Origin of the sequence: Streptomyces sp. NPDC048211 (assembly GCF_043202315.1) — a bacterium.
Lineage (GTDB): Bacteria > Actinomycetota > Actinomycetes > Streptomycetales > Streptomycetaceae > Streptomyces.
In genome coordinates this window covers 475,492-502,325 of record NZ_JBIDAD010000006.1, presented here as the reverse complement: position 1 = coordinate 502,325, position 26,834 = coordinate 475,492, and the positions used below count along the sequence as shown (strand labels likewise).

The 26,834-nt window shown below is 70.9% G+C and carries 23 protein-coding genes, 4 tRNA genes and 1 other RNA gene; 12 read left to right on the top strand and 16 right to left on the bottom strand.

Annotated features, from left to right (window positions below):
- Positions 1 to 129 precede the first annotated feature (129 nt).
- Positions 130 to 1,572, top strand: a complete 1,443-nt coding sequence (locus ACGFZA_RS24565; RefSeq protein WP_393681859.1) for a sulfatase — start codon at positions 130 to 132, stop codon at positions 1,570 to 1,572.
- 27 nt (positions 1,573 to 1,599) lie between these two features.
- Here the strand turns inward: ACGFZA_RS24565 and ACGFZA_RS24560 are convergent, their stop codons facing one another.
- The 5 genes from ACGFZA_RS24560 to purS all read right to left on the bottom strand — a co-directional run bounded on the left by ACGFZA_RS24560 (position 1,600) and on the right by purS (position 6,540).
- Positions 1,600 to 2,400 (bottom strand): sterol carrier family protein, encoded by an 801-nt coding sequence (locus ACGFZA_RS24560; RefSeq protein WP_393681857.1) that lies wholly within the window; start codon positions 2,398 to 2,400, stop codon positions 1,600 to 1,602.
- Between the two features lie 140 nt (positions 2,401 to 2,540).
- Positions 2,541 to 3,179 (bottom strand): TetR/AcrR family transcriptional regulator, encoded by a 639-nt coding sequence (locus ACGFZA_RS24555; RefSeq protein ID WP_385282286.1) that lies wholly within the window; start codon positions 3,177 to 3,179, stop codon positions 2,541 to 2,543.
- 177 nt (positions 3,180 to 3,356) lie between these two features.
- Positions 3,357 to 5,606 carry a phosphoribosylformylglycinamidine synthase subunit PurL gene (gene purL, locus ACGFZA_RS24550; protein WP_385282087.1) on the bottom strand — a complete coding sequence of 750 codons (2,250 nt, stop codon included), beginning with the start codon at positions 5,604 to 5,606 and terminating at the stop codon, positions 3,357 to 3,359.
- The gene (gene purQ / locus ACGFZA_RS24545) at positions 5,603 to 6,283 is read right to left on the bottom strand and encodes a phosphoribosylformylglycinamidine synthase subunit PurQ (RefSeq protein WP_385282090.1); all 681 of its coding nucleotides are present in this window, start codon (positions 6,281 to 6,283) and stop codon (positions 5,603 to 5,605) included. The genes purL and purQ overlap by 4 nt, the downstream gene beginning before the upstream one ends.
- Positions 6,280 to 6,540, bottom strand: coding sequence for a phosphoribosylformylglycinamidine synthase subunit PurS (gene purS / locus ACGFZA_RS24540; protein WP_030929711.1), 261 nt, complete (start codon positions 6,538 to 6,540; stop codon positions 6,280 to 6,282). The genes purQ and purS overlap by 4 nt, the downstream gene beginning before the upstream one ends.
- Before the next feature lie 384 nt (positions 6,541 to 6,924).
- Here purS and ACGFZA_RS24535 point away from each other — a divergent pair, with 384 nt between their 5' ends.
- The 8 genes from ACGFZA_RS24535 to ACGFZA_RS24500 all read left to right on the top strand — a co-directional run bounded on the left by ACGFZA_RS24535 (position 6,925) and on the right by ACGFZA_RS24500 (position 11,562).
- On the top strand, positions 6,925 to 7,260 hold the full coding sequence (locus ACGFZA_RS24535) for an Lsr2 family protein (RefSeq protein ID WP_385282093.1): 336 nt from the start codon (positions 6,925 to 6,927) through the stop codon (positions 7,258 to 7,260).
- Between the two features lie 165 nt (positions 7,261 to 7,425).
- Positions 7,426 to 7,497: transfer RNA gene (locus ACGFZA_RS24530), tRNA-Gly, on the top strand.
- Positions 7,498 to 7,578: 81 nt separating this feature from the next.
- Positions 7,579 to 7,651, top strand: a tRNA-Gly gene (locus ACGFZA_RS24525).
- A gap of 145 nt (positions 7,652 to 7,796) precedes the next feature.
- Positions 7,797 to 8,744 (top strand): ABC transporter ATP-binding protein, encoded by a 948-nt coding sequence (locus tag ACGFZA_RS24520; protein WP_385282096.1) that lies wholly within the window; start codon positions 7,797 to 7,799, stop codon positions 8,742 to 8,744.
- Positions 8,741 to 9,553 (top strand): ABC transporter permease, encoded by an 813-nt coding sequence (locus tag ACGFZA_RS24515; RefSeq protein ID WP_393681854.1) that lies wholly within the window; start codon positions 8,741 to 8,743, stop codon positions 9,551 to 9,553. Before ACGFZA_RS24520 ends, ACGFZA_RS24515 begins: the two co-directional genes overlap by 4 nt.
- A gap of 19 nt (positions 9,554 to 9,572) precedes the next feature.
- Entirely contained in the window at positions 9,573 to 10,859 is a 1,287-nt protein-coding gene (locus ACGFZA_RS24510; RefSeq protein ID WP_385282102.1) for a sensor histidine kinase, read from the top strand.
- On the top strand, positions 10,856 to 11,467 hold the full coding sequence (locus ACGFZA_RS24505) for a response regulator (protein ID WP_385282105.1): 612 nt from the start codon (positions 10,856 to 10,858) through the stop codon (positions 11,465 to 11,467). Before ACGFZA_RS24510 ends, ACGFZA_RS24505 begins: the two co-directional genes overlap by 4 nt.
- 22 nt (positions 11,468 to 11,489) lie before the next feature.
- Positions 11,490 to 11,562: transfer RNA gene (locus ACGFZA_RS24500), tRNA-Gly, on the top strand.
- Positions 11,563 to 11,727: 165 nt separating this feature from the next.
- On the opposite strand, the gene ACGFZA_RS24495 is transcribed toward ACGFZA_RS24500, so the two are convergent.
- From ACGFZA_RS24495 to ffs, 6 genes are all read right to left on the bottom strand, one after another.
- Positions 11,728 to 12,642: a phosphoribosylaminoimidazolesuccinocarboxamide synthase gene (locus ACGFZA_RS24495; protein WP_385282108.1), complete on the bottom strand. Its 915-nt coding sequence runs from the start codon at positions 12,640 to 12,642 to the stop codon at positions 11,728 to 11,730.
- Between the two features lie 126 nt (positions 12,643 to 12,768).
- Positions 12,769 to 14,232 carry a N,N-dimethylformamidase beta subunit family domain-containing protein gene (locus ACGFZA_RS24490; protein WP_393681851.1) on the bottom strand — a complete coding sequence of 488 codons (1,464 nt, stop codon included), beginning with the start codon at positions 14,230 to 14,232 and terminating at the stop codon, positions 12,769 to 12,771.
- A 181-nt stretch (positions 14,233 to 14,413) separates the two neighbouring features.
- Positions 14,414 to 16,141 carry a hypothetical protein gene (locus ACGFZA_RS24485; protein WP_393681849.1) on the bottom strand — a complete coding sequence of 576 codons (1,728 nt, stop codon included), beginning with the start codon at positions 16,139 to 16,141 and terminating at the stop codon, positions 14,414 to 14,416.
- 453 nt (positions 16,142 to 16,594) lie between these two features.
- Positions 16,595 to 17,845, bottom strand: coding sequence for a phosphoribosylamine--glycine ligase (purD, locus tag ACGFZA_RS24480; protein ID WP_385282116.1), 1,251 nt, complete (start codon positions 17,843 to 17,845; stop codon positions 16,595 to 16,597).
- Positions 17,846 to 18,162: 317 nt separating this feature from the next.
- On the bottom strand, positions 18,163 to 20,322 hold the full coding sequence (locus ACGFZA_RS24475; RefSeq protein WP_385282119.1) for a DNA polymerase III subunit gamma and tau: 2,160 nt from the start codon (positions 20,320 to 20,322) through the stop codon (positions 18,163 to 18,165).
- 121 nt (positions 20,323 to 20,443) lie between these two features.
- Positions 20,444 to 20,540, bottom strand: an RNA gene (ffs, locus tag ACGFZA_RS24470) — signal recognition particle sRNA small type.
- 132 nt (positions 20,541 to 20,672) lie between these two features.
- On the opposite strand from ffs, the gene ACGFZA_RS24465 reads away from it, so the two are divergent.
- Positions 20,673 to 20,760 (top strand) — tRNA-Ser (locus ACGFZA_RS24465).
- A gap of 68 nt (positions 20,761 to 20,828) precedes the next feature.
- On the opposite strand, the gene ACGFZA_RS24460 is transcribed toward ACGFZA_RS24465, so the two are convergent.
- The 3 genes from ACGFZA_RS24460 to ACGFZA_RS24450 all read right to left on the bottom strand — a co-directional run bounded on the left by ACGFZA_RS24460 (position 20,829) and on the right by ACGFZA_RS24450 (position 22,564).
- The gene (locus tag ACGFZA_RS24460) at positions 20,829 to 21,110 is read right to left on the bottom strand and encodes a type II toxin-antitoxin system RelE/ParE family toxin (protein ID WP_350988137.1); all 282 of its coding nucleotides are present in this window, start codon (positions 21,108 to 21,110) and stop codon (positions 20,829 to 20,831) included.
- Between the two features lie 4 nt (positions 21,111 to 21,114).
- Positions 21,115 to 21,396, bottom strand: coding sequence for a type II toxin-antitoxin system Phd/YefM family antitoxin (locus tag ACGFZA_RS24455; protein ID WP_350988139.1), 282 nt, complete (start codon positions 21,394 to 21,396; stop codon positions 21,115 to 21,117).
- 610 nt (positions 21,397 to 22,006) lie between these two features.
- Positions 22,007 to 22,564 carry a hypothetical protein gene (locus ACGFZA_RS24450; RefSeq protein WP_385282122.1) on the bottom strand — a complete coding sequence of 186 codons (558 nt, stop codon included), beginning with the start codon at positions 22,562 to 22,564 and terminating at the stop codon, positions 22,007 to 22,009.
- A gap of 149 nt (positions 22,565 to 22,713) precedes the next feature.
- On the opposite strand from ACGFZA_RS24450, the gene ACGFZA_RS24445 reads away from it, so the two are divergent.
- Complete coding sequence (locus ACGFZA_RS24445) at positions 22,714 to 23,298, top strand: TetR/AcrR family transcriptional regulator (protein ID WP_385282124.1); 585 nt, start codon at positions 22,714 to 22,716, stop codon at positions 23,296 to 23,298.
- Positions 23,299 to 23,486: 188 nt separating this feature from the next.
- On the opposite strand, the gene ACGFZA_RS24440 is transcribed toward ACGFZA_RS24445, so the two are convergent.
- Entirely contained in the window at positions 23,487 to 24,953 is a 1,467-nt protein-coding gene (locus ACGFZA_RS24440; RefSeq protein ID WP_393681948.1) for an oxygenase MpaB family protein, read from the bottom strand.
- A 41-nt stretch (positions 24,954 to 24,994) separates the two neighbouring features.
- Positions 24,995 to 25,765 carry a polyprenyl diphosphate synthase gene (gene uppS, locus ACGFZA_RS24435; RefSeq protein WP_385282127.1) on the bottom strand — a complete coding sequence of 257 codons (771 nt, stop codon included), beginning with the start codon at positions 25,763 to 25,765 and terminating at the stop codon, positions 24,995 to 24,997.
- A 690-nt stretch (positions 25,766 to 26,455) separates the two neighbouring features.
- Here uppS and ACGFZA_RS24430 point away from each other — a divergent pair.
- Complete coding sequence (locus tag ACGFZA_RS24430) at positions 26,456 to 26,752, top strand: DUF3303 family protein (RefSeq protein ID WP_385282129.1); 297 nt, start codon at positions 26,456 to 26,458, stop codon at positions 26,750 to 26,752.
- The last annotated feature ends 82 nt before the right edge of the window (positions 26,753 to 26,834 follow it).

The following is a 26,834-nucleotide window of genomic DNA, read 5'->3' as shown; positions in this document are numbered from 1 at the left end:
TAGCCGGTTCCGTACGCCTCCCTTGTCCACGACGCCCGCACCCGTCGCCGCACCCCGGCACCGGCGGGCGGGACGGATCCCCCTTCGCCCTCGTCGCCCTCCGCGGCCGGGTCCTGCCCTGGAGCAGTCATGCCTACTCGTGATGCGCACACCGGTTCAAGTAATCCCCTGTCGCGGCGCGCCTTCGGAACGGCCGTGGGCGCCACCGCCGCGACCGCCGCCGTGGGGCTGTCGACGGCCCCCGCCGTCGCCGCACCGACGGAGGCGGCCACGCACGAGCAGCCGTTCCGGGCAGCCCGGGGCCGGCACTCCCGGCGGCCCAACATCCTCTTCATCCTCGGGGACGACCTCGGCTGGGCCGATCTCTCCTCCTACGGTTCGCCGGACATCCGCACCCCGAACCTGGACCGGCTCGGCCGGCAGGGCGTGCGTTTCACCGACGCCTACGCCGGGTCCGCGACCTGCTCGCCGACCCGGTTCAGCCTGTACACCGGCCGCTACCCCGGGCGTACGAAGGGCGGCCTCGCCGAACCCATCGCGGACCGCTCGGCCGGCCTCGAACCCACCCATCCGACCCTCGCCTCGCTGCTGCGCGGTGCGGGGTACGCGACCGCGCTGATCGGCAAGTGGCACTGCGGCTACCTGCCGGACTACAGCCCCACCAAGTCGGGCTGGGACGAGTTCTTCGGCAACTTCGGCGGGGCGCTGGAGTACTACTCGAAGCTCGGCCTCGGCGGCGAGTACGACCTCTACGAAGGCGATGCCGAGTACAAGGACCTGCGGTACTACACCCGCATCCTCACCGAGCGGGCGAGCGAGTACGTCCAGCGCGACCACGACAAGCCGTGGCTGCTCAACCTGAACTTCACCACTCCCCACTGGCCCTGGATCGCCGAGGGCGACACGGCCGAGAGCGCCGAGATCGTACGGAAGATCAAGGAGGGGGGTCTCGGGGGGCTGTTCCACGCCGACGGGGGCTCGCTCGCCAAGTACAAGGAGATGGTCGAGGACCTGGACCGGTCGGTCGGCGAGGTGCTGAAGGCGCTGAAGCGCTCCGGCCAGGAGGAGGACACCTTGGTCTTCTTCGCCAGCGACAACGGCGGCGAGCGCTTCTCGTACCAGTGGCCGCTCTCCGGCAACAAGAGCTCTCTCCAGGAGGGCGGCATCCGGGTCCCGGCCGTGCTTCGCTGGCCGTCGCGGATCGACCCCCACCAGGTGAGCGGCCTGCCGCTGTTCTCGCCCGACTGGACGGCGACGCTGCTGGAGCTGGGCGGGGCACGGCCCGACCCGGCCTACCCGCTGGACGGCGTCAGCCTCGCCGGATACCTGCTGCGCGGCGAGCAGCCGAAGGAACGGGACCTGTTCTGGCGGGTGCGCGGGGAGCGTGCGCTGCGGCGCGGTGACTGGAAGTACTACCGCGGCAAGGGCGGGGCGGATCAGCTCTTCAACCTGGCGAACGACCAGCGGGAGCAGGCCGACCGGGCCACCGCCGAACCGGAGCTGCTGGCCGGACTGCGGGCGGCCTGGGAACGGACGGACGCCGGCCTGCTGCCGTATCCGAACGCCTCCTGATCTCCGCCCGGACGGTCATCCGCCCCTTCACCCCATCAGGGGCAGCAGCGCGGCAAGGTCGGCCCGTTCACCGCTGGCGCTGACCTTGGCCGCGTCCCGTTCCCGTGCCCATTCCGTACGCCCGGTGGCGAGCCCGATCCAGGTGAGCGGGTCGGTCTCGACCACGTTGGGCGGCGTGCCGCGCGTGTGCCGGGGGCCCTGGACGCACTGGACGACCGCGAAGGGCGGGACCCGCACCTCGACCGAGCCCCCCGGCGCCTTCTCCGCCAGGGCGTCGGCGAGCAGCCGGGTACAGGCGGCGAGCGCCTGGCGGTCGTACGGGATGCCGAGCCCGGTCGCCTCGTTGAGGTCGTACGTGTGGACGACGAGTTCCACGGTCCGCGTGACCAGGAAGTCCCCGAGCCGCATGGCGCCGACCCGAGTGGCCAGCAGACGGTCCTCGGGGGCGCCGGGCACCAACGCCTCGAAGCGGTCGGCCACCTCCGCGTACAGGGCGTCCACATCAGCGTGGGCGGCGGCGAGCGCCACGGTGTCATCGGCGATCCGGCCGGCCCGCCCGGCCGTGGAGAACGGCCACTCCAGCAGGCTCACCTCGGGCTTGGCCAGGGCCGGTTCGGGGAGCTCCAGGTTCTTGCTGACGTGGGAGAGCGCCATGGTCAGATGAACGGCGAGCTCACGCACCGTCCACGTGCCGAGCCCGCTCGGCGCGCTCAGCTGCTCGGGAGTCAGGGTGGCTACGGCGGCCCGGACATGGCCGAACTGCGCCAGGACCGCGGCGCGGGTCCTGACCGGGTCGTAGCGGCGGGCGCGCTTCTGGGACGGCGGCATGGAGGGGAGCCTACGGCGTCATCGGCCACCACTCGGGTCCGCCGTCCAGCGCCTCGGGCGCGGGGCGCGAGCCGGCCAAGCCCGCTCGCGCAACCGGTCGCAGCCGACCAAGCCCCGCGCCCGCAGACGGTCGCAGCCGGTCAGGCGCGGGTGGCGAAGCCGCTCAGGCCTCGTTCGAGCAGGCCGAAACCCCGCTCGGCGAGGACTACGGCGTCCGCCGCGATCGCGTCGGCCGCCTCGCCGGCCAGCAGGCGCCGCTGGTTCTCGGCGATCAGGGCGTTGCGGGTGCCGATCAGTTGGGCGGCCACGATGCGCGCGACGGCTGGTTCCTCACCCTCTTCGACCAGGACGTCGCTGAGCAGCTCGCCGGTACGGACGAAGAAGGCATGGGCCCGGGTGAGCAGCGCCGGCGTCTGCTGGATGAGCTGGAGGAGCCCGAGGACGACCGCCGAATCACTCATCCCGACCGCGGGATCCCGGCTCTCGACGGCGGCCAGGAAGTGGCGCCGCACGCCGGCCACCACCGACTCACCGGGCGCCCGGTCCCGTACCACCCGGGCGACATCGCCGATGTGCTCCTCCAGGGGGGCGAGCACCAGGCCTTCCTTGCTGTCGAAGTAGTTGAAGACGGTCATCTTCGACACGTCGGCCGCTTCGGCGATCTCCGCGACCGAGACCTGGTCGAAGCCACGGGCACCGAAGAGCCGCATGGCTTCGGCCAGCAGACGGCGTCGCGTCTGGATCTTCTTGCGCTCGCGCAGGCCCAGCCCCTCGGTCAGCATGGCATCACTGTACCAGGATGAAAGTTAAGCTTGGATTAATAATGTACCCAGTATATTTCGACCGGAAGCGGCACCTTCCGCGGGCCGGATTCCGGGCACCACAGGCGCGCAGAAGCCCCCGCCCAGACCGGACGGGGGCTTCTGCGCAAGGTGACGGGCGTATCCGCCGACGCGCTACGCGAGCAGCGCGGGGATCGTCCCCTCGTGCGCCGTACGCAGCTCGCTCAGCGGGATGCTGAACTCGCCCTGGATCTCGACGTCCTCGCCGTCCACGACACCGATCCGGGTCACGGGCAGACCCCGCGCCCCGCACATGTCGTTGAAACGGAGCTCCTCGCTGCGCGGGATCGAGACGATCGCGCGTCCCGCCGACTCGGAGAAGAGGAACGTGAACGCGTCCAGTCCGTCCGGCACGACCAGCCGGGCACCCTTCCCGCCGCGCAGGCAGGACTCGGTGACCGCCTGGATCAGGCCGCCGTCGGACAGGTCGTGCGCCGCGTCGATCATGCCGTCACGGGAGGCCGAGATCAGGATCTCGCCGAGCAGCTTCTCGCGGCCCAGGTCGACCTTGGGCGGCATACCGCCGAGGTGGTTGTGGATGACCTCGGACCAGGCCGAGCCGCCGAACTCCTCGTGCGTGTCACCGAGCAGGTAGAGGAGCTGGCCCTCTTCCTTGAAGGCGACCGGCGTCCGCCGCGTGACGTCGTCGATCACACCGAGCACGGCCACGACCGGCGTCGGGTGGATCGCGGTCTCACCGGTCTGGTTGTACAGCGACACGTTGCCGCCGGTGACGGGGGTGCCCAGCTCCAGGCAGCCGTCCGCGAGACCACGCGTGGCCTCGGCGAACTGCCACATGACGTCCGGGTCCTCGGGCGAGCCGAAGTTCAGGCAGTCCGAGATGGCGAGCGGCTTGGCGCCGGAGGCGGCGACGTTGCGGTACGACTCCGCCAGCGCGAGCTGCGCGCCGGTGTACGGGTCGAGCTTCGCGTACCGGCCGTTGCCGTCGGTCGCCATGGCCACACCGAGGTTGGACTCCTCGTCGATGCGGACCATGCCGGCGTCCTCGGGCATCGCGAGCACGGTGTTGCCCTGCACGAACCGGTCGTACTGGTCCGTGATCCAGGACTTCGACGCCTGGTTCGGCGACGAGACCAGCTTGAGGACCTGCTCGCGCAGCTCCGCGCCGTTCGCCGGGCGGGCCAGCTTGCCGGCGTCGTCCGCCTGGAGCGCGTCCTGCCAGGACGGGCGGGCGAACGGGCGGTGGTAGGTCGGGCCCTCGTGGGCGACGGACCGCGGCGGCACGTCCACGATCTGCTCGCCGTGCCAGAAGATCTCCAGCTGCGAGCCCTCGGTCACCTCACCGATGACGGTGGCGATGACGTCCCACTTCTCGCAGATCTCCAGGAAGCGGTCCACGTGCTGCGGCTCGACGATCGCGCACATGCGCTCCTGCGACTCGCTCATGAGGATTTCCTCGGGCGAGAGGGAGGAGTCGCGCAGCGGCACGGTGTCCAGCTCGACGCGCATGCCGCCGGAACCGGCCGAGGCCAGCTCGGAGGTGGCACAGGAGAGCCCGGCGCCGCCGAGGTCCTGGATGCCCGCGACGAGCTTCTCCTTGAAGATCTCCAGGGTGCACTCGATGAGGAGCTTCTCCTGGAACGGGTCGCCGACCTGGACCGCCGGGCGCTTGGCCGGGCCGGTCGAGTCGAACGTCTCCGAGGCCAGCACCGAGACGCCGCCGATGCCGTCGCCGCCCGTGCGGGCGCCGTACAGGATGACCTTGTTGCCGGGCCCGGAGGCCTGGGCGAGGTGGATGTCCTCGTGCTTCATCACGCCGATGCAGCCGGCGTTGACGAGCGGGTTGCCCTGGTAGCAGGCGTCGAAGACGACCTCGCCGCCGATGTTCGGCAGGCCGAGGCAGTTGCCGTAGCCGCCGATGCCCGCGACGACGCCCGGCAGGACGCGCCTGGTGTCGGGGTGGTCGGCCGCACCGAAGCGCAGCGGGTCGACGACGGCGACCGGGCGGGCGCCCATGGCGAGGATGTCGCGGACGATGCCGCCGACGCCGGTGGCCGCGCCCTGGTAGGGCTCGATGTACGAGGGGTGGTTGTGCGACTCGACCTTGAAGGTGACCGCGTAACCCTGACCGACGTCGACCACACCGGCGTTCTCGCCGATGCCGACGAGCATCGCGTCGTTCTCCGGGACCTTCTCGCCGAACTGCTTGAGGTGGACCTTGCTGCTCTTGTAGGAGCAGTGCTCGGACCACATCACGGAGTACATGGCGAGCTCGGCGCCGGTGGGACGGCGGCCCAGGATCTCGCGGACCCGGGCGTACTCGTCCTCCTTGAGGCCGAGCTCCTTCCAGGGCTGCGCGGTGTCCGGGGTTTCGGCCGCGTGCTTGACCGTGTCCAGGCTCATGCGTTGACCAGCTTCTTGATGATCGAGGTGAAGAAACCGAGACCGTCGGTGCCACCGGTGCCGATCAGCGGCTCCACGGCGTGCTCCGGGTGCGGCATCAGGCCGACGACGTTGCCCGCGGCATTGCTGATGCCGGCGATGTCGCGCAGCGAGCCGTTGGGGTTGACATCCACGTAGCGGAACGCGACGCGCCCCTCGGCCTCCAGCTCGTCGAGCGTGCGCTCGTCGGCGGTGTAGCGGCCGTCCATGTTCTTGAGGGGTACGGAGATTTCCTGGCCCGCGGAGTAGTCCGAGGTCCAGGCGGTCTCCGCGTTCTCGACGCGCAGGGTCTGGTCACGGCAGATGAAGTGCAGGTGGTTGTTGCGCAGCATCGCGCCGGGCAGCAGATGCGCCTCGGTCAGGATCTGGAAGCCGTTGCAGATGCCGAGGACCGGCATGCCCGCCTTCGCCTGCTCGATCACCGTCTCCATGACCGGCGAGAAGCGGGAGATGGCTCCGGCCCGCAGATAGTCGCCGTAGGAGAAGCCGCCCGCGAGGATGACCGCGTCGACCTGGTGCAGGTCCTTGTCGCGGTGCCACAGCGATACGGGTTCGGCACCGGCGACCCGTACGGCCCGGAGGCTGTCCTGGTCGTCGAGCGTGCCCGGAAAGGTGACGACTCCGATACGAGCAGTCACTTCGACTCCTCGGCCTTCTCCACCTTCACGGTGAAGTCCTCGATCACGGTGTTGGCGAGGAACGTCTCGGCCATCTCGTGAATACGGGTGAGGGCGGCGTCATCGACCGGTCCCTCAACCTCCAGCTCGAAACGCTTTCCCTGACGTACGTCCGCGATTCCCTCGAAGCCGAGACGGGGCAGCGCACGCTGCACAGCCTGTCCCTGCGGGTCGAGGATCTCGGGCTTGAGCATGACGTCGACTACGACGCGTGCCACTGGCACTCCCGGTGTGGTGGTGTGGTGCGGCTGTTTCTCCGGGGGGTTCCCCAGACCCCCGCGGGTCCACTCAGCGTACCTGGCCAGAAATTCTACGCGGGTAGATATCGAACGGTCCAGATCACGCCGAGATATCGGCCGCGACAACGGATGCCGAAAATCCTGCGAAAAAGATCCCCGCCAACAGCACACAAAGCCGGTTGACACGCGCAGGTAATTGGGCGGGCTTCACAATGCGGTGCCCACCGCTGTACAAATGATTACCAGGGAAAGCGGCATTGCCCCTAAACGGCCGACACCGGTCGGCCCGCATCCGCGCTCACAGCCGGAAGGCCGGCATCCACGCATGTCAGGCGCGGACGCCGTAGGAAAGGACCGATATCCGTGGCTCAGCGCGTAGTGGTCACACTCTCCGACGACATCGACGGGGGAGCAGCGGCGGAAACGGTCACCTTCGCCCTGGACGGGAAGTCGTACGAGATCGACCTCAACCCGTCCAATGCAAAGAAACTGCGCAAGAGCCTGGCGCCGTACGTGGCGGCAGGCCGCAAGCAGACAAATGCCGCCAAGCACGGCAAGGTTCCCGTTCTGTACCGGCACACCTCGCTCGCGCCCGACCCGGCGGCCGTCCGCGCCTGGGCCCGCTCGCACCGGATGGAGGTGCCGGCCCGGGGCCGGATCCCCAAGAAGGTCTACGAGGCGTTCCAGGAAGCGAGTTGAGCGGACGGGCGACGCCGGGAGGACGGACGGCGGGCACCGGACCGTCCGTCAGCGGCCGCCCGGGCGACACCCCGCGGGAGCCGACTTGCGCGACACCCCCGCAGGTCGGCTAGAGTCTGGAGCACGCCGAAGGGCAAGGCCGCAAAGCCGAACCCGACGCAGCGTGCGGGTGTAGTTCAGTAGTAGAACATCCCCCTTCCAGGGGGAAGGCGCAGTGTGCAATTCCTGTCACCCGCTCTGCATCGCTCTTCTCAACCACTCCGGTGGATCGGGTAGAGTAGTGCTCGCTCCACCGGTGAAAGCCGAGTGGTTGCACATGCGGACGTAGCTCAGTTGGTAGAGCGCAACCTTGCCAAGGTTGAGGTCGCCAGTTCGAACCTGGTCGTCCGCTCTTGATCGAAGGCCCCGGTCGATTTCGACCGGGGCCTTCGTCGTATTCGTTCCCGGCGGACCCGCACCACCCCCATGACGTTTGTCATGGACTGCGATGACAGCTCGCACTGCTCCCGGCCCCGTCCGGGAGGAAATCTTGAATCATGACCAGCGACGCATTTCCCCATGGGTCCGTGATCGAGGCGCGAGACGTCCGGCGCAGTTATGCCGGCGGTTTCGAGGCTGTGACCGGTGTCTCCTTCTCCGTGGCACGCGGCGAGCTGTTCGCCCTGCTGGGGACGAACGGCGCGGGCAAGACCTCCACCGTCGAACTGCTGGAGGGCCTGGCCCGTCCCGACGGCGGCACGATACGGGTGCTCGGCCACGACCCCTTCGCGGAACGCGCCGCTGTCCGCCCCCGCATCGGGGTGATGCTGCAGGAGGGCGGCTTCCCGTCCGAGCTGACGGCCGCCGAGACCGTGCGGATGTGGGCGGGCTGCACCAGCGGCGCCCGGCCGACCGGCGAGGCACTGGAGCTGGTGGGGCTCGGGCACCGGACGGGGGTCCGGGTCAAACAGCTCTCCGGCGGTGAGCGGCGGCGGCTCGATCTGGCTCTGGCCCTCCTCGGACGGCCCGAGGTGCTCTTCCTCGACGAGCCGACCACCGGCCTCGACGCCGAGGGACGGCGCGACACCTGGGAGCTGGTGCGCCGGCTGAAGGAGGACGGCATCACCGTCCTGCTCACCACGCACTATCTGGAAGAAGCCGAAGCGCTCGCCGACCGGCTGGCGATCATGCACCGGGGACGCATCGTGACCTCGGGTACGACCGCCGAGGTGACCGCCGCCCGCCCGTCCCGCATCCGGTTCGAACTGCCCGCCGGGACCACGGCCGGACAGCTGCCGCTGGGCCTGCGCGCCGCGGCCGAGGGCCGGCGGATAGAGATCCGCACCCATCGGCTCCAGGAATCACTGACCGAACTGCTGCACTGGGCCGCGGAGTCGGGTGTCCGGCTGGCCGGGCTCGACGCCCGGTCGGCCTCGCTCGAAGAGGCGTTTCTCGACATCGCGAAGTCCGCGGCCCTGACCGAAGAAGAGGTGACGGTGCGATGACGACCGCGACAAGCTCCGCGAGGACCGCGACGAAGGGGCCTTCGACCACGACGGCCCGGGGCCGGCTGACCGCACTCGGACGGGCCGAGCTGACCCTGCTCTTCCGCAACAGGACGGCTGTCTTCGTCGCCCTGCTGATGCCCGCGGCGATGGTCGTGGCGATGAAGTCGACCCTCGAACAGGTGGATCTCGGCGGCACCGGACTGACCGTCGCCGGAGCGGCGCTCACCGGTGGCATCGGGATGGTGCTGCTCCAGGTCGTCTACATGAACATGGTCGCCGCCTACGTGGCGCGGCGCGAGGAACTGGTCCTGAAGCGGCTGCGTACCGGCGAGGTCACCGACGGGGAGATCCTGACCGGCACCGCGCTGCCCTCGGCCGCACTGGCCCTGGCGCAGACCGTGGTGATCGTCGCGGCAGGAAGCGCCTTCTTCGGCCTCGGCGCACCCGAGCGCCCCGAGCTGCTCCTCCTGGGGCTGCTTCTGGGCGTGGTCCTGATGACGGCTCTGGCCGCAGCCACCTCCGTACTCACCCGCACCGTGCAGACGGCTCAGCTCACGACCCTCCCGCTGTTCTTCCTCTCGATCATGGGCTCGGGGCTCTTCGTGCCGCTGGAGATCCTTCCGGACTCGCTCGCATCGGCGTGCGAGCTCCTGCCGCTGACCGGAGTGATGACGCTCATACGGGCAGGCTGGCTCGGCGCCGCCGACGGCACCGACCTGCTCGGGGCCGCGTTGACCGGGCTGGTCTGGACAGCGCTCGCGGTGTTTGCTGTGCAGCGGTGGTTCCGCTGGGATCCGCGACGCTGAGGGAAGGTGTGCCGTGTTGATGCGCGTACGTGGCTGGCGCCGCGGCTGGCAGGAGCGCAGCAAGCTGCAGCGGATCGACCTGTACTCGCGGTTCACCATCTCCTCGATCCCCTGGCTCTTCGCCCTGTCGTGGCAGCTGGCGCCTTTCAAGGAAGACATCCGCCACGAGCCTCTCCCGCTGGCCCTGGGTGCGGCGCTGCTCCTGGTGAGCCTGACCCAGTGTCTGCTGAGCAACCGCAACGTCCGTCCCTCGTACGAGCACTATCTCGGCGTCTCCGCCTTCCCCCGGCGACGCATGGGCGCTCCCCTGGGCCTGCTGCTGCTGGGAGTGGGGCTGCTGGCCGCGCTCGCCGCGGTGGACGGGATCGCCGGGCCCGGTCTGCTCCTCATGTGCCTGAACGCACCGATGCCGTTCGTGATCACCCGGGTGCTCCTGGTCCCGGTCCGCACGTTCGTGATCGAGTCGCTTCTCCTCACCGCTCTGAACACCGGTGTTCTGGCCGCGGCCGGAGTGCGGGGCGGTCCGCTGGCCGGCATCGTGCCGACGACACTCTTCGGCTGTGTACTGGTCCTCATCTCGGTACGGCCCAGCGCCTGGAGCCTGAGTGTGATGTGGCAGGCCGAGGAGGCCCGGGACGTGCAGGCCCGGCTCGCCGTCGCCGAGGAGCGGCTGCGGTTCGGGCGGGACCTGCACGACGTGATGGGCCGCAACCTCGCGGTGATCGCGCTGAAGAGCGAACTGGCGGTGGAGCTCGCCCAGCGCGGCAGGCCCGAGGCGCTGGACCAGATGGTCGAGGTGCAGCGGATAGCCCGCGCCTCTCAGCAGGAGGTACGTGATGTCGTACGGGGTTACCGGGAGGCCGATCTGACCACGGAACTGGCCGGGGCCCAAGCCGTGTTGCGGGCAGCCGGCATCGACTGTGCGGTGACGGGCTGCGACGGCACGGGACTGGCCGGGCCCGTCCAGTCGGCGCTCGGCTGGGTGGTGCGCGAGGCCGCGACCAATGTGCTGCGGCACGGCGATCCGCGTCACTGCACGATCCGGCTCGACGTATCGGCGGACGAGGCGGTGCTGGACGTGGAGAACGACGGGGCACCCACGGCAGCATCCGGGGGAAGCGGCTCCGGGCTGGCCGGACTGCGCGAACGGCTCGGCGCGCTCGACGGGAAGCTGGACGCCGGCTTGGCGCAGGACGGCCTGTTCCGGCTGAGCGCGCGCATCCCGCTGGCCCGCGCGGAGTCCGCCGGCATCCACCCGTACGCCGGTGACGTAGCGCGTACGACGCTTCTGGAGGAACGACGATGACCGCGGTACGGGTGCTGCTCGCCGACGACGAGCATCTGATCCGGGGCGCACTCGCCGCGCTGCTCGCGCTGGAGGACGATCTGGTGGTGGTCGCGGAGGCCGCGACCGGCCCCGAGGCGCTCGCCATGGCCCGGGCGCACCGCCCCGATGTGGCGGTGCTGGATCTGGAGATGCCCGGGGCGGACGGTGTGAGCGTCGCCACATCGATACGGACCGAACTCCCGGCCTGCCGGACCATGATCGTGACCAGTCACGGGCGGCCGGGGCATCTGAAGCGGGCCCTCGCGGCGGGCGTGCGGGCGTTCGTGCCGAAGACCGTCAGCGCCCGTCAGCTGGCCGGGATCATCCGCACCGTGCATGCCGGAAACCGTTATGTGGACCCAGAGTTGGCGGCCGACGCGATTGCCGCCGGGGACTCGCCACTGACCGTGCGTGAGGCCGAGGTGCTGGAACTGGCGGCGGACGGGGCACCGGTCGCCGAGATCGCGGAGCGGGCGTCCCTGTCGCAGGGGACGGTCCGCAACTACCTGTCGGCGGCGGCTGCGAAGCTCGGGGCGGAGAACCGTCATGCGGCAGTGCGTCTCGCACGCGAGCGGGGATGGGTATAGTAGTTCTCGCGCTTCGGCGCTTGCGGACGTAGCTCAGTTGGTAGAGCGCAACCTTGCCAAGGTTGAGGTCGCCAGTTCGAACCTGGTCGTCCGCTCGGTTCAGCAAGAAGCCCCCGGCCTTTCGGCCGGGGGCTTCTTCGTGTGCCGGAAGGCCCTGGGGTCTTCCGTCTGGATCAGCCCGCGAGCCCGGGCCTGATCCAGACGGAGCCGGCATGGTCCAGACGGGAGACCCTGGGGGCTGTCCCGTCATCGGACCGCCTTCAGTTCCAGGGTGTTCCGGTGAGGAGTTCGTACGCCTCCAGGTACTTGGCGCGGGTCGCGTCCACGATCTCCTGGGGCAGCGCCGGGGGCGGCTGCTCGCTCTTGCGGTCCCAGCCGGAGGCCGGTGAGGTCAGCCAGTCGCGCACGAACTGCTTGTCGTACGACGGCTGGGCGCGACCCGGCTCCCAGGCTGCGGCCGGCCAGAAGCGGGAGGAGTCCGGGGTCAGCACTTCGTCCGCGATGATCAGTTCCTCGCCGCCGTCGGCGGTGGGCGCGAAGCCGAACTCGAACTTCGTGTCCGCGAGGATGATCCCGCGCTCACGCGCGATGTCACGGGCCCGGCTGTATACGTCCAGGGTCGTGCGGCGCAGCTCTGCGGCGGTCTCGGCGCCGACCTGACGGGCCACTTCCTCGTAGCTCACGTTCTCGTCGTGGTCGCCGACGGCTGCCTTGGTGGCGGGGGTGAAGATCGGCGCGGGGAGCTCGGAGCCGTCAGTGAGGCCTTCGGGAAGGGCGAGGCCGCAGACGGTGCGGGACGCGTTGTACTCGATGAGGCCGGAGCCGGTCAGGTAGCCGCGGGCGACGCACTCGACCGGGACCATCCGCAGCGACTTGCAGATCGTCGTACGGCCGGCCCAGTCCGCGGGAGCGCCGGCGGGCAGCTCCGTGGACAGGACGTGGTTCGGCACGAGATCGGCGAGCTTCTCGAACCACCACAGCGAGAGCTGGGTCAGGACGCGGCCCTTGTCGGGGATCTCGGTGGGCAGGACCCAGTCGTACGCGGACATCCGGTCGCTGGCGACCATGACGAGGTCACCGGCCTCGTTCCGGTACAGGTCACGCACCTTGCCCGTGTGCAGGTGGGTGAGTCCCGGAACCTGCACGGGCTCGGGCTTTTCTACAAATCCGGACACGCTGCCTCCGCGTAGGTTGATCCAGGAGCTGTTCCGATTGTCCCGTATCCGGGTGCGGACGGCTGCGGAGGGGGTGCGCAGGAGGGCGGACCGTGCGCTGCCGGGGGCGGGCGGGGCCGCCGGGCCTCAGGCGCGCTTGCAGATGCGGTCGAGGAGGTTGGCGGTGGCCCGCTGGATGCGCGGGTCCACGTGGCCGGGGCGGTCCAGGGCCGGGGACCAGGCGAAGGTGCCGGAGGCGAAGACGAGCGCGCCCGAGGGGGACCGGTACAGCGACGTCTCCTGGTGCCGGGTCACGCCGTCGCCGTCCTGGTACGGGGAGTGCGCGAGCAGGATCCGGTTGTCGTGCTCGGGGAGCGTGGTGCGCGGGAAGTAGCGGTCGGCTTCGCCCGCGACCAGGCCGTCGATCTCGTCGCCCTCCCCGGCGCCGGTCGCGTCCCAGAGCCAGTGCTCCGCGTTCCGCACGACCAGGGGGTGGGGATCGGGGACCCGGCCCGCGTACTGGATGCCGAGCAGCTCCTGCTCAGGGCGGTCGAGCTCGCGCCAGAGCGCGGGCTTTCCCGGGCCCCGGCGCTTGCGGCAGCTGAGCAGCCGGTCGGGGACGCCTGACGGCGACGGCGCGAGGCTGACCTGCCAGTACATGGTGTTGGCGGAGAGGAAGACGAGCGAGGTGCCGTTGTCGCGGGCGCGTTCCGCGGTGCGGCGCATGGGGACCGACCAGTACTCGTCGTGGCCGGGGAAGACCAGGCCCCGGTAGCGGGTCGGGTCGATCCGGCCCGCGTGCAGGTCGCGGGTGTCGGCGTAGGCGATGTCGTAGCCGTACCGCTCGGCCCAGCGGATGAAGTCGTAGGCGTGACCGACGTGGAGCGGAAGGCCGGCGCCCGCGTAGGGGCGGTCGAAGGAGACGGTGACCGCCGCGTCCTCCTCCCCCAGCAGCCTGCCCTGTTCGTCCCAGGCGTGGTAGAGGCTGGCGCCGGTCACACCGTCCTCGGGATAGAGGTTGTACGCCTGCCAGGTGATGTCCGGGAGCACCAGCAGCAGATCGGCCGGGTGGTCGTCGCGGACCGTGAACGGAATGTGGGAACGGTAGCCGTCGACCGTGGTGAGCACGGCGACATACGCGCCGATCGACCAGTACGTGGGGATCTGCAGCCGCCAGGACTGCCACCAGTGGTGGCAGGAGACCGTGCGGTCGGCGGTCAGGGGGGCGGGCTGGACGATGCCGGAGAGCCGCGGGCTCGTGGTGATCTTGGCGGCTCCGTCGCCCCCGTAGTGGCCGATCCGGTAGATGTCCACGGAGAACTGCTGGGGCGGATCCACGGTGATGTGGAAGTCGATCGCCTCGCCCGGGGCCGCGGCGCCGGTGGAGATGAAGCCCTTGATCTGGCGGCGGACGTCGTCGGCGGTGCGGGTGCCGCCACCGGTGGAGCCGCGGGGCAGGGTGGGGTCGGCGTACCAGGGCACGACCTGACCCGTGTCGTCGAAGTAGTTCTCGCTCCCGCGCAGCCAGGGAAGGGGCCCCTGGCCGAAGGGATCGGTAACGGCATGCGCCAGGGCACCCGACTCCCAACGACGAATCTGCTCCGCCCCCATGGCACATCCCTCCCTCAGGCCCCCGGAACAACAGTGGTGCGCCGACTGTCAGCGCCGATCCCCAGCACATCACATAACGCATGCACTCCGTCACCGTTCGTCGCGAATTGACGTGAACGGAACCTGGCATTCCGGGTATCGGGTGTCGATCGGTGTGAACGGCCGTCCGTCCAGGCGTGTTTCAAACGAGACGGACGGGCTTGTCGGGACGCACGCCGACGGAGGCCAGCCAGGACCGCAGCGGCCCCGCGTCGCCGTCCTCGACGAGGCTGAGGACGGGGCTGCCGAGGTCGGCCCGGCGTGCGCCGTCGACCAGCAGTGCGGGGCCGTCGAGCCAGTCCAGTCCGGGCGCCGCGCCCGCCGTGTCGACGGCGGCGCAGCAGACCATCGCCGCGACATGGTCCGCGAGCAGCTCGGTCCCGGTACGGGGCGGCTGGAGCGGGAAGAGCGGCAGCGGATCGGGACCCCAGAGGTCCAGCACATCGCCGCCCGCGCCCCCTGCGCCGCCGGTGGCCGGCTGGGGGGCCTGCGCCTCGTCCCGGGCCACGGCCGCGCTGATCCCGGCCGCGAGCTCCTCGCCCCCGTTCCCGCCCGCGGCGAGATGCTCGACGACGCGCGCCAGTGTGGGCACCCCGGCGCAGGAGGTGTCGGAGCCGGAGGCGGAGGGCACGCCCATGGTGTCCAGGACGCGGTGCAGCCGTGCCGCCTCCGTACGCCACTTCCGGTCGACGACCTCTTCCGGATACTGCTGCCAGTCCACCGGGGCCCAGTCGGGCCCGGTCTCCGCGGGGCCGCCGTGGAAGAGTCGGGCGGCCAGCAGGGACGCCGCCTCGTCGGCCGCTCCCGGTTCCTCCAGGAGGTCGCAGGCGGGGCGCTCGCCGAGCCGGGTGGTGAACCCTTCGGCCAGCCGGTCGCGCCGGGAGAGCTCGGTGAGGGCGGAGACGACGCCCGCGTCCAGCCGGGAGGGCCAGCGCCCCATGCGCCAGGCGGGAAGCGCGACGCGGGTGAGCAGCCGGTCCCAGCCCGCGTAGGCGAGACCGACCTGTTCCTGGGCTACGACCCGCAGCCCGTAGTCCACGGCCTGGGCACGCGTCGACGCAGCCGCGGCGACACCACGCTCCATCTCGGCGGCATGGCCGCGACAGCTGCGCAGCAGCAGCCGCGCGATCCGTCCGATGAAGCGGCCCGGCAGCCGCAGGACCTTGCGCAGCGGCCCCTGGACGGGTGCCGCCGCGTCGGCGACCGCGCCGTCCAGCCCGCGCACGAAACGCCGCGCCGCGGCTATGTCGGGGTGGGCGGAGGGCCCGGTGCCGGCGACGACCGGGGCGAGCACCGCCCGCAGCTCGGCGACCCGCATCCACCAGAGGAACGGGGAGCCGATCACCAGCACGGGCGCCGCCTGGACCCGGCGCCGGCGTCCCGGACCACGGCCCGAACCGTCCGCCGGACCTCGCGGATCCCGCCGTGCGGCCTCCTTGGCCGCCCGGTCCGCGGCCGGGTGGGTGCGGTCCTCCAGCCAGCTGTCGCAGTCGGGTGTGAGCGCTATGGCCGAGGGCGCGGGCACGTCGAGCCGCTCGGCGAGGTCGCGGACCAGCCGGTAGAGGTCCGGGGCCGCCTCCTCGCTGAGCGGGACGGTCGGGCTGACCGCCGGCTCCGCCCGTACGACCGCGATCGCGACGGCCGCGGCGACGAGCAGGACCACGACGGCGCAGGCCGTCACGGCCCAGCGCACCGCATCCCAGCCGCTGCCCTCGGCGAAGCCCTGCGCGCCTGCGGCGAACAGCACGACGGCCAACGCGGCCGGCAGCAGTGCCACTGCCGTTGCCCTGCTGCGGATGCGCAGCAGGACGAGAGCCCGGGCGCGCGCTGCCTGCGCACCCAGCTCCTCACCTGTACCGGTACCGGACACGGCCGGACGTCACCCCCTCTGCCCCCACGGCGGTGTTGCTCACTCCCCCACTGTGGCACCCGTCACTGACATCGCAATGCCGGTGGGCCAAGTGCCGGAACGCTTGCGCCGCACCCTAGTTGGGGCTTCGGCGGGCGTCATCCGGATGGCTCAGCCGTCACTCGATGGAATGGCTTTGGGTAAAGGTGCTGACGCGCCGCTGCCCATAGGGCATCGGCGCGTCAGTGGTGGCCGGGCGGTACGGCTCAGGCGTCCGGGACTCGCGTGAGCGAGTGGGGTTCAGGTGCCCGGGGATCCCGTGGGACGGGTGGGTCCCAGACGCCCGGGACTCCCGTGGAACGGGTAGGTCTCAGACGTCTGGGGACTTCCCTGGAACGGGCAGTCCCCAGACGTCCGGACTCACCTGAAGCGGGCAGTTCCCAGACGTCCGAGACTCACCTGAAGCGGTGGGGCTCAGGCCTCTGCGGCCTTCTTGGCAATGTCCGTACGGAGCTGCGAGCCGTCGAGCCGGATCCTGGCCGCGGCCGTGTAGGCACGCTCACGGGCGCCCGCGAGGTCCTTGGCCGTCGCGGTCACGGAGAGCACGCGCCCACCCGCGCTGACGACCGCGTCGCCGTCCCGCCGCGTCCCGGCGTGCAGCACGTACGCATGCGGCGCATCCTGTGCCGCGACCTCGTCGAGGCCCTCGATCGGATCACCCGTCCGCGGGGTCTCCGGGTAGTTGTGGGAGGCGATGACCACGGTGACCGCGGCCTCGTCCCGCCACTTCAGCGGGGGCAGCTCGTCCAGCGTCCCGTTGGCGGAGCCCAGCAGGACACCGGCCAGCGGGGTCTTCAGACGGGCGAGGACCACCTGGGTCTCCGGGTCGCCGAAGCGGGCGTTGAACTCGATGACCCGTACGCCGCGCGAGGTGATCGCGAGGCCCGCGTACAGCAGCCCGGAGAAGGGCGTACCGCGGCGGCGGAGCTCGTCGACGGTCGGCTGGAGCACCGACTGCATGACCTCGTCGACCAGCTTCGGGTCCGCCCACGGCAGCGGGGAGTAGGCGCCCATGCCGCCGGTGTTCGGGCCCTCGTCGTTGTCGAGGGCCCGCTTGAAGTCCTGGGCGGGCTGGAGCGGCAGCACGGTGGTGCCGTCGGTGATCGCGAAGAGGCTCACCTCGGGGCCGTCGAGGAACTCCTCGATGACCACGCGGTCGCAGGCCAGCGCGTGCGTACGGGCCGCCTCGATGTCGTCGGTGACGACGACGCCCTTGCCCGCGGCGAGGCCGTCGTCCTTGACGACGTACGGGGCACCGAACGCGTCGAGGGCGGTGTCGATCTCCGCGCGCGTGGTGCAGACGTAGCTACGGGCCGTCGGGACGCCCGCTCCGGCCATCACGTCCTTGGCGAAGGCCTTGGAGCCCTCCAGCTGGGCGGCCTCCCCGGACGGGCCGAAGCAGGGGATACCGGCAGCGCGCACGGCGTCGGCGACCCCGGCGACAAGCGGTGCCTCCGGGCCGACGACCACCAGCTCGGCGCCCAGTTCGGTCGCGAGGCGCGCGACGGCAGCGCCGTCGAGGGCGTCGACCGGGTGCAGTTCGGCCACCTCTGCGATGCCGGCGTTGCCGGGAGCGCAGTACAGAGCGGTGACGTCGGGGTCGAGGGACAGAGAGCGGCACAGGGCGTGTTCGCGGGCGCCGCCGCCGATGACGAGGACCTTCACGGAGTGCAGCCTAGCCGCCGGGGCGCGGCGCGCTTGACGGAAGCCGCTCCGTGGACACCCGGGGCGCCGGTCCGGGGAGGCCGGGGGCCCGGACGGACGGGGATGACCGGTGAACCGAGGCGGAGGGGGACCGGGGACGACGGACGAAGACGATGGCGACCGAAGCCCTGACCCGCACGACCAGCCACGGCCCGCACGGACCCCACGTGCCCCGATGGCCGCATGGCGGCACGGGCCGGCCCACTCAGCGAAGGACCCCGTCCACCGCTGGCCGAAGGGCCCCGCGCAGCAAACGACCCCGCCCCACCCCGAGCGCCCTACTCGTTGGTGAACTCCTCGACGACCGTGGCACCCAGTTCGCGGACGATCAGGTCGTGGCCGGAGAGAGCCGAGTCGACGAGGTCGGGATCGTCGGCCTCGGGGGTGTCGTCCTCGGGGGCGACCGACCGGGGCGGTTCGGGAGCGGTGTACGACGGGGATGCCTGCTCCGGGGCGGAGCCTCCGCCGCCCGGCTGCTGCTGCTCCGGCGCGGGCCGGGGCTCGTACGACTGCGGTGCGGGGGCCGCGGGGCGCTGCGGTGCGGGCGGTGCGGCGGCTGAGGGGCGGCCGCCGCCGACCTGCGGGGGCTGGCCGGCACCGCCCGACGGGTCGACGATCGCCTCGATCTTCCACTGCGCGTTGAACCGCTCGGACAAGGCCTGCTTCAGCACTTCCTCGCTGCCGCTGCTCGCGAAGTTGTCGCGGGCGCCGGCGTTGAGGAAGCCGATCTGCAGGGTGGCGCCGTCGAAGCCGGTGACCTGGGCGTTCTGGCTGAGGAGGATCCAGGTGAACCGGCGGCGGCCCTTGACCGCCTCCAGGATGTCGGGCCACATGTTGCGCACCTGTGCGGCGCCCTGGCCCGAGCCCGGAGCGGGCGCGGCGGGGGCGGGCGCCGGGGCGGCGGCGGGTGCGGCAGGGGCCGGAGCGGGCGTGGCGGCCTGCGGTGCGGGGGCCTGTCCCGGAGTGGAGGCGGTCGGCCAGCCTCCGGGCCTGCGGCCCTGCTCGGGTGCGGCTGCGGCGGGCCAGGCGCCGGGCCGCTGTCCGGCCGCGGGCGCCTCGGCGGGCGGCGGCTGCACGGGGTCGGGTGCGGGAGCCGCCTGCGCGGGAGCGGGCGGGGGCGCGTCCCCACGTGCCGCCGCCCGTGCGGCGGCGGGCCCCGACCCGGTGTCCGGCTGCGCGAAGGGCGGCGCGGGGGCCTGAGGTACGACGGGCGCGTGGGCCAGCGCCTCGGGCCCGGGGACGTACCCCATCGAGGGCCCCGGCCCGGTGGTGGCGAAGGACGCTCCCCGCTCCAGCCTGTCCAGCCTGGCCTGGAGGGAACGCTCGTCGTCGAAGGCGCCGGGCAGCAGCACCCGGGCGCAGATCAGCTCGACCTGAAGGCGCGGCGACGTCGCCCCGCGCATTTCCGTGAGCCCCTCGTTGACCAGGTCGGCGGCGCGGCTCAGCTCCGCGGCGCCGAAGACGGACGCCTGGGCGGACATCCGCTCCACCACATCGGCGGGTGCGTCGATCAGCCCCTTCTCCCCCGCGTCCGGCACGGCGGCCAGGATCACCAGGTCACGCAGCCGCTCCAGGAGGTCGGCGACGAAGCGGCGCGGGTCGTTGCCGCCCTCGATCACCCGGTCCACGACCTCGAAGGCGGCGGCCCCGTCGCCCGCGGCGAAGGCGTCCACGATCGAGTCGAGCAGGGAGCCGTCCGTATAGCCGAGCAGGGACGTCGCCATGGCGTACGTCACACCCTCGTCGGCCGCGCCGGCCAGCAACTGGTCCATGACCGACATGGAGTCACGCACGGATCCGGCACCCGCCCGCACGACGAGCGGGAAGACCCCGTCCTCGACGTAGCTGTTCTCCTTGCCGCACACCTCGGCGAGATACTCGCGCAGCGTCCCGGGCGGCACGAGCCGGAACGGGTAGTGATGGGTACGCGACCGGATGGTGCCGATGACCTTCTCGGGCTCCGTGGTCGCGAAGATGAACTTGAGGTGCTCCGGCGGCTCCTCGACCACCTTCAGCAGGGCGTTGAACCCCGCCGATGTGACCATGTGCGCCTCGTCGATGATGTAGATCTTGTAACGACTGGACGCGGGCCCGAAGAACGCCTTCTCCCTCAGGTCACGGGCGTCGTCCACGCCACCGTGCGAAGCGGCGTCGATCTCGATCACATCGATCGATCCCGGCCCGTTGCGCGCGAGGTCCCGGCACGACTGGCACTCCCCGCAGGGCGTGGGCGTGGGCCCCTGCTCGCAGTTCAGGCAGCGGGCGAGGATGCGCGCGCTGGTCGTCTTGCCGCAGCCTCGCGGACCGCTGAACAGGTACGCGTGATTGACCCGGTTGTTCCGCAGGGCCTGCTGCAGAGGGTCAGTGACATGCTCCTGACCGATGACCTCGGCGAACGACTCGGGGCGATAGCGGCGGTACAGCGCAAGGGACGACACACATACGAGGTTATCGGGGCCGACTGACAACCGGCCCCGGACCGGGCACACCACCGGCTGCGGAAACACCTCACCGCACGATTCCGGACGCCTCGGCCCTTGCCCCGGACGGGTCCGGACATACAAGGGCCCCCCACGCACCCGCCAGAGCCAACCTACCCTTGCTGCCTTCCGGCCCTGGGGGAGTTCAGTCAGATAGCGCCACGTGAGGGGCTGACGCCCACCTTAGCGGATCCCCACCCCCGCAAGTCCACCTCCCCCACCCCCGGAGACCCCTCCCGGACCGCCCGGAGAGCTCCGAGGCGGAACGGGTTCGCGAGCACTCCTCAACGTCTTGTATTGTTTGCCGCGGAGGATTCGCCTAGTGGCCTAGGGCGCACGCTTGGAAAGCGTGTTGGGGGCAACCCCTCACGAGTTCGAATCTCGTATCCTCCGCCATTGCTCTCACCGGGCAATACGTCGAAGGCCCCCGCAGCTTGCTGCGGGGGCCTTCTTCGTGCGTCGGCCTACGGAACCTGACGGTAGATGTCGCGGCGGTTGCCAACGGCAAGGACCCACACGATCAGCTGACCGTCCTCAACGGTGTAGACGACGCGGTAGTCGCCGACCCGGAGTCGCCAGCGGGCGTTGTGCCCCTGGAGGGCTTTGATATCGAACGATGCGGTGTCGCCGGCGTCCAGGGCCTTCTGGAGTTCGGTGAGGCGGTACAGGACGCGGAGGGCATCCGGACGCGGGACCTTGAGCATGTTCCGCTGAGCGTGCGGCGTGAAGCGTGTGACGTACCCCATCACGTCAGCCCTGCTGAGCACGGAGCAGGGCGGCCATTTCTTCGAGCGAGACCGACCCCTCCGCACCCTCGGACTCGGCGTCGTCGGCCAGTTGGTTGAGCCACGCCTCCTCGACACCCTCCGCGATCTCACGCAGGCGCTGGTACTCCTGGATGTCGATCACGACGGCTTCCTGCTTGCCTCGCCGAGTGATGATCGTCGGGGTTTCCTGCCGGCGGGCACGATCGATGACGTCAGCGAGATGACTGCGGACATCTGCCATGGATTCAATCACTGGCTCACTCATGTCATGAATGTAGCAGATGTACATGAAAGTCGGGATGGTATGGGAGGCCGCAGCAACATGATCTGTCCGTAGGGAGCACACCGGAGGCGCGGGACAACCCAGAGAGCTCACACCGGGCCGGCACGGGTGTACCGGCCGGCCTTCTGCTGATGCCGCACAGCTTGCAGCCCCGCAGAAGCACCGGCCAGCGATCGCCCACGAGCCGTACCGCTCGTGGCAGTCTCACGCACCGAGACCAGTTGTTCCGGGATCCGAGCGGCCTACGGATCCCGAACAACCGCTCAGCATCCGACGTCTGGCGTGAGCACGGGCTGGGCTCCTGTGGTTGCAGTTCTGGTTGCGTTCACCGGCGTACGGCATCGTTCAGAAGCCCTGCCTGACTCTCCTGAACCGCAGGTCAGGACGTCCCCGCACTTCATCGAACCTCCGGACGAACATTTGGAAAGCGTGTTGGGGGCAACCCCTCACGAGTTCGAATCTCGTATCCTCCGCCATTGCTCTCACCGGGCAATACGTCGAAGGGCCCCGCAGCTTGCTGCGGGGCCCTTCGGCGTCGTCTCAGCCCCCGTTGTCCTGGTCTTTGTCCACAGGGGCTGTTCCCCGCGTTGCGTCACATCGTGCGGGCGCGGCCCATACGGAGGGCCGAGACGAGGAAGAAGACGCCGCCGAGGAAGGCGTAGCCGGCCAGGTTGGCCAGGGAGGCACCGTCCTTGTTCGCCTGGGCGAAGAACGAGGCGCCGGCGAGTGTGGAGAGGGCGCCGCTGGCGATCATCGCCCACTGGCCGCCGAGTGTGCGCCGGGCGGCGCCGACGACGAGCTGGACGATGCCCGCGGTGACGGCCCAGAGGCCCCAGACGCGCAGAACGGCAGGGGTGCCGGAGGTGGCGGCGAGGGCGAGGGCGAGGGCGGTGAGGGTGCTGAGCGCGATGTTCACGTACAGGCTGCGCAGTGGTTGGCCGTTCCTCCTGGCAGACCTGATGTCGACGACCGCGCACGCCGCGTCGAACAAGGGATAGACCACCAGCAGCGTGACAGCGAGCGGGCCCAGTCCGTCGCCGGTCGCGAACAGCAGGGCCGCCCACACCACGGCGAACGCGGAGCGCAGGAAGTACAGCTTGTGCAGGGCAGCGGGAACGCTGGCGGGAGCGGTGCCGACGAGGGTGTCCACGGGAGTTCCTCTCAGGCGGGACGAGCCGGCATCGGCCGGCGGGCGCCGAGATCAGGAGGGAGAACGTTCGGTCTCCTTCATTGAAGGCAACAGAACCAGGACTGTCAAGACCGAACGTTCTCCCTCATCGGTCGGGGTAACCTGGCCGCATGAGCGAGGGCAAGGGTGGGGGCAGCACGTCGGCGGCGCGGGCGCGGCTGCTCGACACGGCGACCAGAATCTTCTACGCGGAGGGCATCCACTCCGTCGGCGTCGACCGGATCATCGCGGAGGCGCAGGTCACCCGCGCCACGCTGTACCGGCACTTCACCGGCAAGGAGGAGCTCGTCCTCGCCTATCTCGCCCAGGCCGACCGGGGCATCCGGGCGGGGACCGAGGCGGCGCTCACGGACGGGCAGTCGGCAGCCGACGCGGTCCGGGCGATCTCCCGGTTCATCACCGGGGGCATCCAGGGCCCCGGTTTTCGCGGCTGCGCCTTCCTGAACGCGGTAGCCGAATACCCCGACCCCGCCCACCCCATCCACCGGGCCGTCCTGGCCCACCGCCAGTGGTTCCTCGACACGGTCACCGAGTTGCTTGCGCAGGTCGGCGACCAACCCGCCGACGAAGCGGGGCGACACCTCGTCATGCTCCGCGACGGCGCCATGGCCGCGGGCTGCCTCTTCGACCCGGAACTCATCGCCGAGACGTTCCTCGTGGGCGTCGAAGGAATCCTGCGCGCACGCGGCGCCTGAGCGGCTGCGGCACGGCTCCTGCTGCGGCCGGCAGCCGCTGTGCGCTCGCCAGGTTCTTCCGGGACGACGCCGAACCGTACCGGGTCATACGTCGGTGGCCCCCGCAACTCGACGCGGGGGCCAACGACGTTCAGGAGCGCACCGGTGCCCCGGTGCCGCAGGGGCAGCCGGGCGGGGTCGGCGGAGGACTACGCGTCGGACAGCAGCGGGTCGTAGGGGGTCGAGCGCCTGCGCCCTGACATGAAGGACAGGAACTCCCGGACGAACGCGCTTCGGGTGTACCGCCCTTCGCCCTCCGCGACGGATCGCGCGAAACCTCTCCTGAACAGGGCCCGGTACTCCTCGGCATCGATCGACTGGTCACCGTCCGCGTCGGTGACGTCGAAGAGGACCTCGGCGACCCTGATCAGCGCCGGTCCTGCCAGGGCCGGGGCTGCGGCCGCGTACTCGTCCGCGCTCACCCGACCGTCCCCGTCACTGTCCAGGGCTGCCTGGAGCTCCCTCCACCACGCGGCGAACGCGTCGTACAAGCGCGTCTCCTCCGGCTCGTCCAGATCGAGACGGGAGCAGAGTTCCCGGGCCATGGCGGCGAGGTCGGGCCAGTCCAGACTGCCGTCCCCGGTCTGGTCCAGGACATCGGTGAAGAACTCCCGGGCACCTCGCTGGTTCCCGGCCGCGCCCGGAGCGCCCGGTTCCGCCGCTGCCGGCGTGATCAGCCGGAACAGCGCGCCGGCCCGTTTCGTCCGGGTGCGCAGGGTGGTGAGCCTCTCGGACCAGGGCCCGTCGCCGTCCGGAGACAGTTGGAGCAGACTGACGAAGTTCTCCGTCCGAATCCAGTCGTCGGGCAGCGAACCGGTCAGCCGGGCAGCCATGTAGGCACCCTGCATCAGGGTCTGGGCACCGGGGACCTCCGGCAGCCCCGCACGACGCCGGAAGACCTCGGGAAGCGAAGCCACCGTGATCGTGCCGATGACCGGCCCCGCCAGGGCGCGACCGGCCGCCCAGAGCGTAGGCAGTCCACGGAACAGCGGCGGCGCCGGCAGATGCTCGAAGAGCTGGTAGAGGATGATGCGCAGCGCTTCCGTGTTCTGCAGCTCCTCCGCGACCATGCGGTCGTAGTACTGCCAGAACTCGGGCAGCGTGGAGGGGAGATGGCCCGCCTGGTCCCCCAAGGCAGCCAGGAACGCCCGGAATTCGGCGTAGAGCCGTTCCATCGTGGCATGGTCCAAAGGCTGTCCGCTCAGCCGGCACATGGTGACGGAGCTTTCGAAGAGCGTCGCGACCACCCACGCCCGCACCTCGGGGTCCATCGCGTCGTAGGGCTGGTTCCTGGCGTCCGTTCCGCTCAGCCGTGCGTGCAGGCGGTTGAGCCGTGCCGCCTCTCTCTGCCTGGTGTCCTCGTCGGCTCCGAACATGCGCTGCAGGCTCACGAGGGTGTTGCTCAGCCGGCGCCACGGGTGCACCACGAACGAGGAGTTGTCGGCCAGGGCCGCGCCGATCTGCGGATGGGCCGCTTCCAGCACCGTGGCCCTGACGACGGCCAGGGCCCATCGGGGATCGTTGAAGAAGCGGTGGAACTGCGAGCCGGGGCCGAACAGGGATTCCTCCGGCGGTGCGGTGGCCTCCCGGCCGGGGTTCCCGTACGGATCCCCGATACCGGGCCCGTTCGGCGTGAAGCGGCTGCTGTCCGTGTCCTTCACCTGTGAGGTCGTCCCTTCGTCTGCGGCGCCACCCCGCCGAAGCGGCGGTCGCGGCGGCGGTATTCGTGCAGGCACTCCAGAAGGTGCGGCGCACGGAAATCGGGCCAGAGCACCGGCGGGAAGACCCACTCGGCGTAGGCCACCTGCCAGAGCATGAAGTTGGAGATGCGCTGTTCGCCGGAGGTACGGATCACGAGGTCCACGTCGGGCGTGTCGGGCACGGGCAGGTGCGCGGCGAAGCACGCCTGGTCGACGGCATCGGCGGGCACGCCGGCGCGGATGAGGGACCGCGCCGCGGCAACGATGTCCTGACGCCCGCCGTGGTCGAACGCCACGGTCAGCGTCATGCCGCGATTGGCCTCGGTGAGCGTCATCAGGTCGGCGAAGTCCTGGGCCAGCGGGGCGGGAATCCGCGGGTCCTCGGCGCCCAGGAGCCGGCATCGGATGCCGCGCGCGTGCAGCAGCAGCGCGTGTTTGCGCACCACTCGGCGTACCAGGCGCATGAGGAAGTCGATCTCGTCGCCCGGACGCCGCCAGTTCTCGGTGGAGAAGGCGTACAGGCTGAGCCATTCGACCCCCGCAGACCGCGCCGCCTCGATGACATCGATCACCGTCGCCTCGGCCGCCCTGTGCCCGGAGGTGCGCGGCAGGGAGCGTTGCTGCGCCCACCGGCCGTTCCCGTCCATCACGCACGCGACGTGGCGAGGCACCGGGCGCCACCCCTCCTCACCGGCCGGCCGGGAGGGCTGCTCCGGCACCTTCCGCACGACGGGATCCTCCGGCTGCGCACCGGCGCTGCCCGCCGTCCCGTCCGTCGCGTGTGTGGGGCCGGACGGCCCTGTCGCACCGAACGTCACTGAACCGCCCCCTTCGACTCGCGTCCGCCGGGCTCCGCCCGGGACCGTCATGCCGATCGCGGAGGGCGGAGGCAGCAGGCCACCGGCCTGCGCAGCGCCTACCTCGCCCGCTCCTCACTCAGCAGGGTGCCGGTGCCCGGCGCGCGGCGCATCGCGATGCGGGCTCAATCACCCGTAGTACGTCAGTCGGAAGTACGTCGGTCGGAGCGGCCGACAGCATGTGCGGGAACCCCGGAGCGTTCGGATCTGGCTCCCCCTCTGCCCTCTGCCCTCTGCCCTCTGCCCTTGCTCGCAGCGGCAGTGCGTCCGCTCTTGCTCGTACGGCAGGCGTCCCCTGCTCGCAGCGGGCGTGTGTCCGTCCTCGCTCTACCGGCGGTGGGCTCGCGGTGGGGTCGGGCCCGTGGCGTAGACCGCACCTTGGAGACGTACGGCGGTCAGCCGTCACAGCCGCCCGACGGTGTGGGCAGTGCGGGCAGCCCGGATGGTGCACGAGATGTTGGCTGCCCCCGCCCCCCGCGGTGACGCTGAGCGGGACGTCGCCGGGGCCCCGCGTGCGCGGACGGATCCGCGCCGGTCCCGGGGGACGGAAGGAGCCAGGCCATGAGGGTCATGCTGCGAGCCCAGCTGGACACCCAGCTCGCGAACGAGGCGGTCAAGAACGGCACCCTGGCGACGATCATGCAGTCGCTCGCGGAACGCCTCAAGCCGGAGGCCGCCTACTTCGGTCCCAGCGAGGGAAAGCGGTGCTGCACCTTCGTCTTCGACATGCAGGACAGCTCGGTGCTCCCCTCCATCGCGGAGCCTCTCTTCGAGGGGCTCGGCGCGGAGATCGAGATCCAGCCGGTCATGAACACCGATGACATGCAGAAAGGCCTGGCCGCGCTGGGGAAGGGCTGATCGCGACGCCTCACCCGCACCCCCGGCCCCACGTCACCATCGCCGCCCGTCCCACCGTTCACCGGTTTCCGGTTCCCGTACG

Bases quoted from the DNA above. Each gene is read 5' to 3' on its own strand.
- ACGFZA_RS24560 (WP_393681857.1), bottom strand. From the start codon at position 2,400: ATGCCGCCGTCCCAGAAGCGCGCCCGCCGCTACGACCCGGTCAGGACC.
- ACGFZA_RS24510 (WP_385282102.1), top strand. From the start codon at position 9,573: ATGCGCGTACGTGGCTGGCGCCGCGGCTGGCAGGAGCGCAGCAAGCTG.
- ACGFZA_RS24445 (WP_385282124.1), top strand. From the start codon at position 22,714: ATGAGCGAGGGCAAGGGTGGGGGCAGCACGTCGGCGGCGCGGGCGCGG.
- ACGFZA_RS24455 (WP_350988139.1), bottom strand. From the start codon at position 21,396: ATGAGTGAGCCAGTGATTGAATCCATGGCAGATGTCCGCAGTCATCTC.
- ACGFZA_RS24490 (WP_393681851.1), bottom strand. From the start codon at position 14,232: ATGGGGGCGGAGCAGATTCGTCGTTGGGAGTCGGGTGCCCTGGCGCAT.
- ACGFZA_RS24520 (WP_385282096.1), top strand. From the start codon at position 7,797: ATGACCAGCGACGCATTTCCCCATGGGTCCGTGATCGAGGCGCGAGAC.
- ACGFZA_RS24505 (WP_385282105.1), top strand. From the start codon at position 10,856: ATGACCGCGGTACGGGTGCTGCTCGCCGACGACGAGCATCTGATCCGG.
- ACGFZA_RS24565 (WP_393681859.1), top strand. From the start codon at position 130: ATGCCTACTCGTGATGCGCACACCGGTTCAAGTAATCCCCTGTCGCGG.
- ACGFZA_RS24515 (WP_393681854.1), top strand. From the start codon at position 8,741: ATGACGACCGCGACAAGCTCCGCGAGGACCGCGACGAAGGGGCCTTCG.
- purL (WP_385282087.1), bottom strand. From the start codon at position 5,606: ATGAGCCTGGACACGGTCAAGCACGCGGCCGAAACCCCGGACACCGCG.
- ACGFZA_RS24430 (WP_385282129.1), top strand. From the start codon at position 26,456: ATGAGGGTCATGCTGCGAGCCCAGCTGGACACCCAGCTCGCGAACGAG.
- ACGFZA_RS24460 (WP_350988137.1), bottom strand. From the start codon at position 21,110: ATGGGGTACGTCACACGCTTCACGCCGCACGCTCAGCGGAACATGCTC.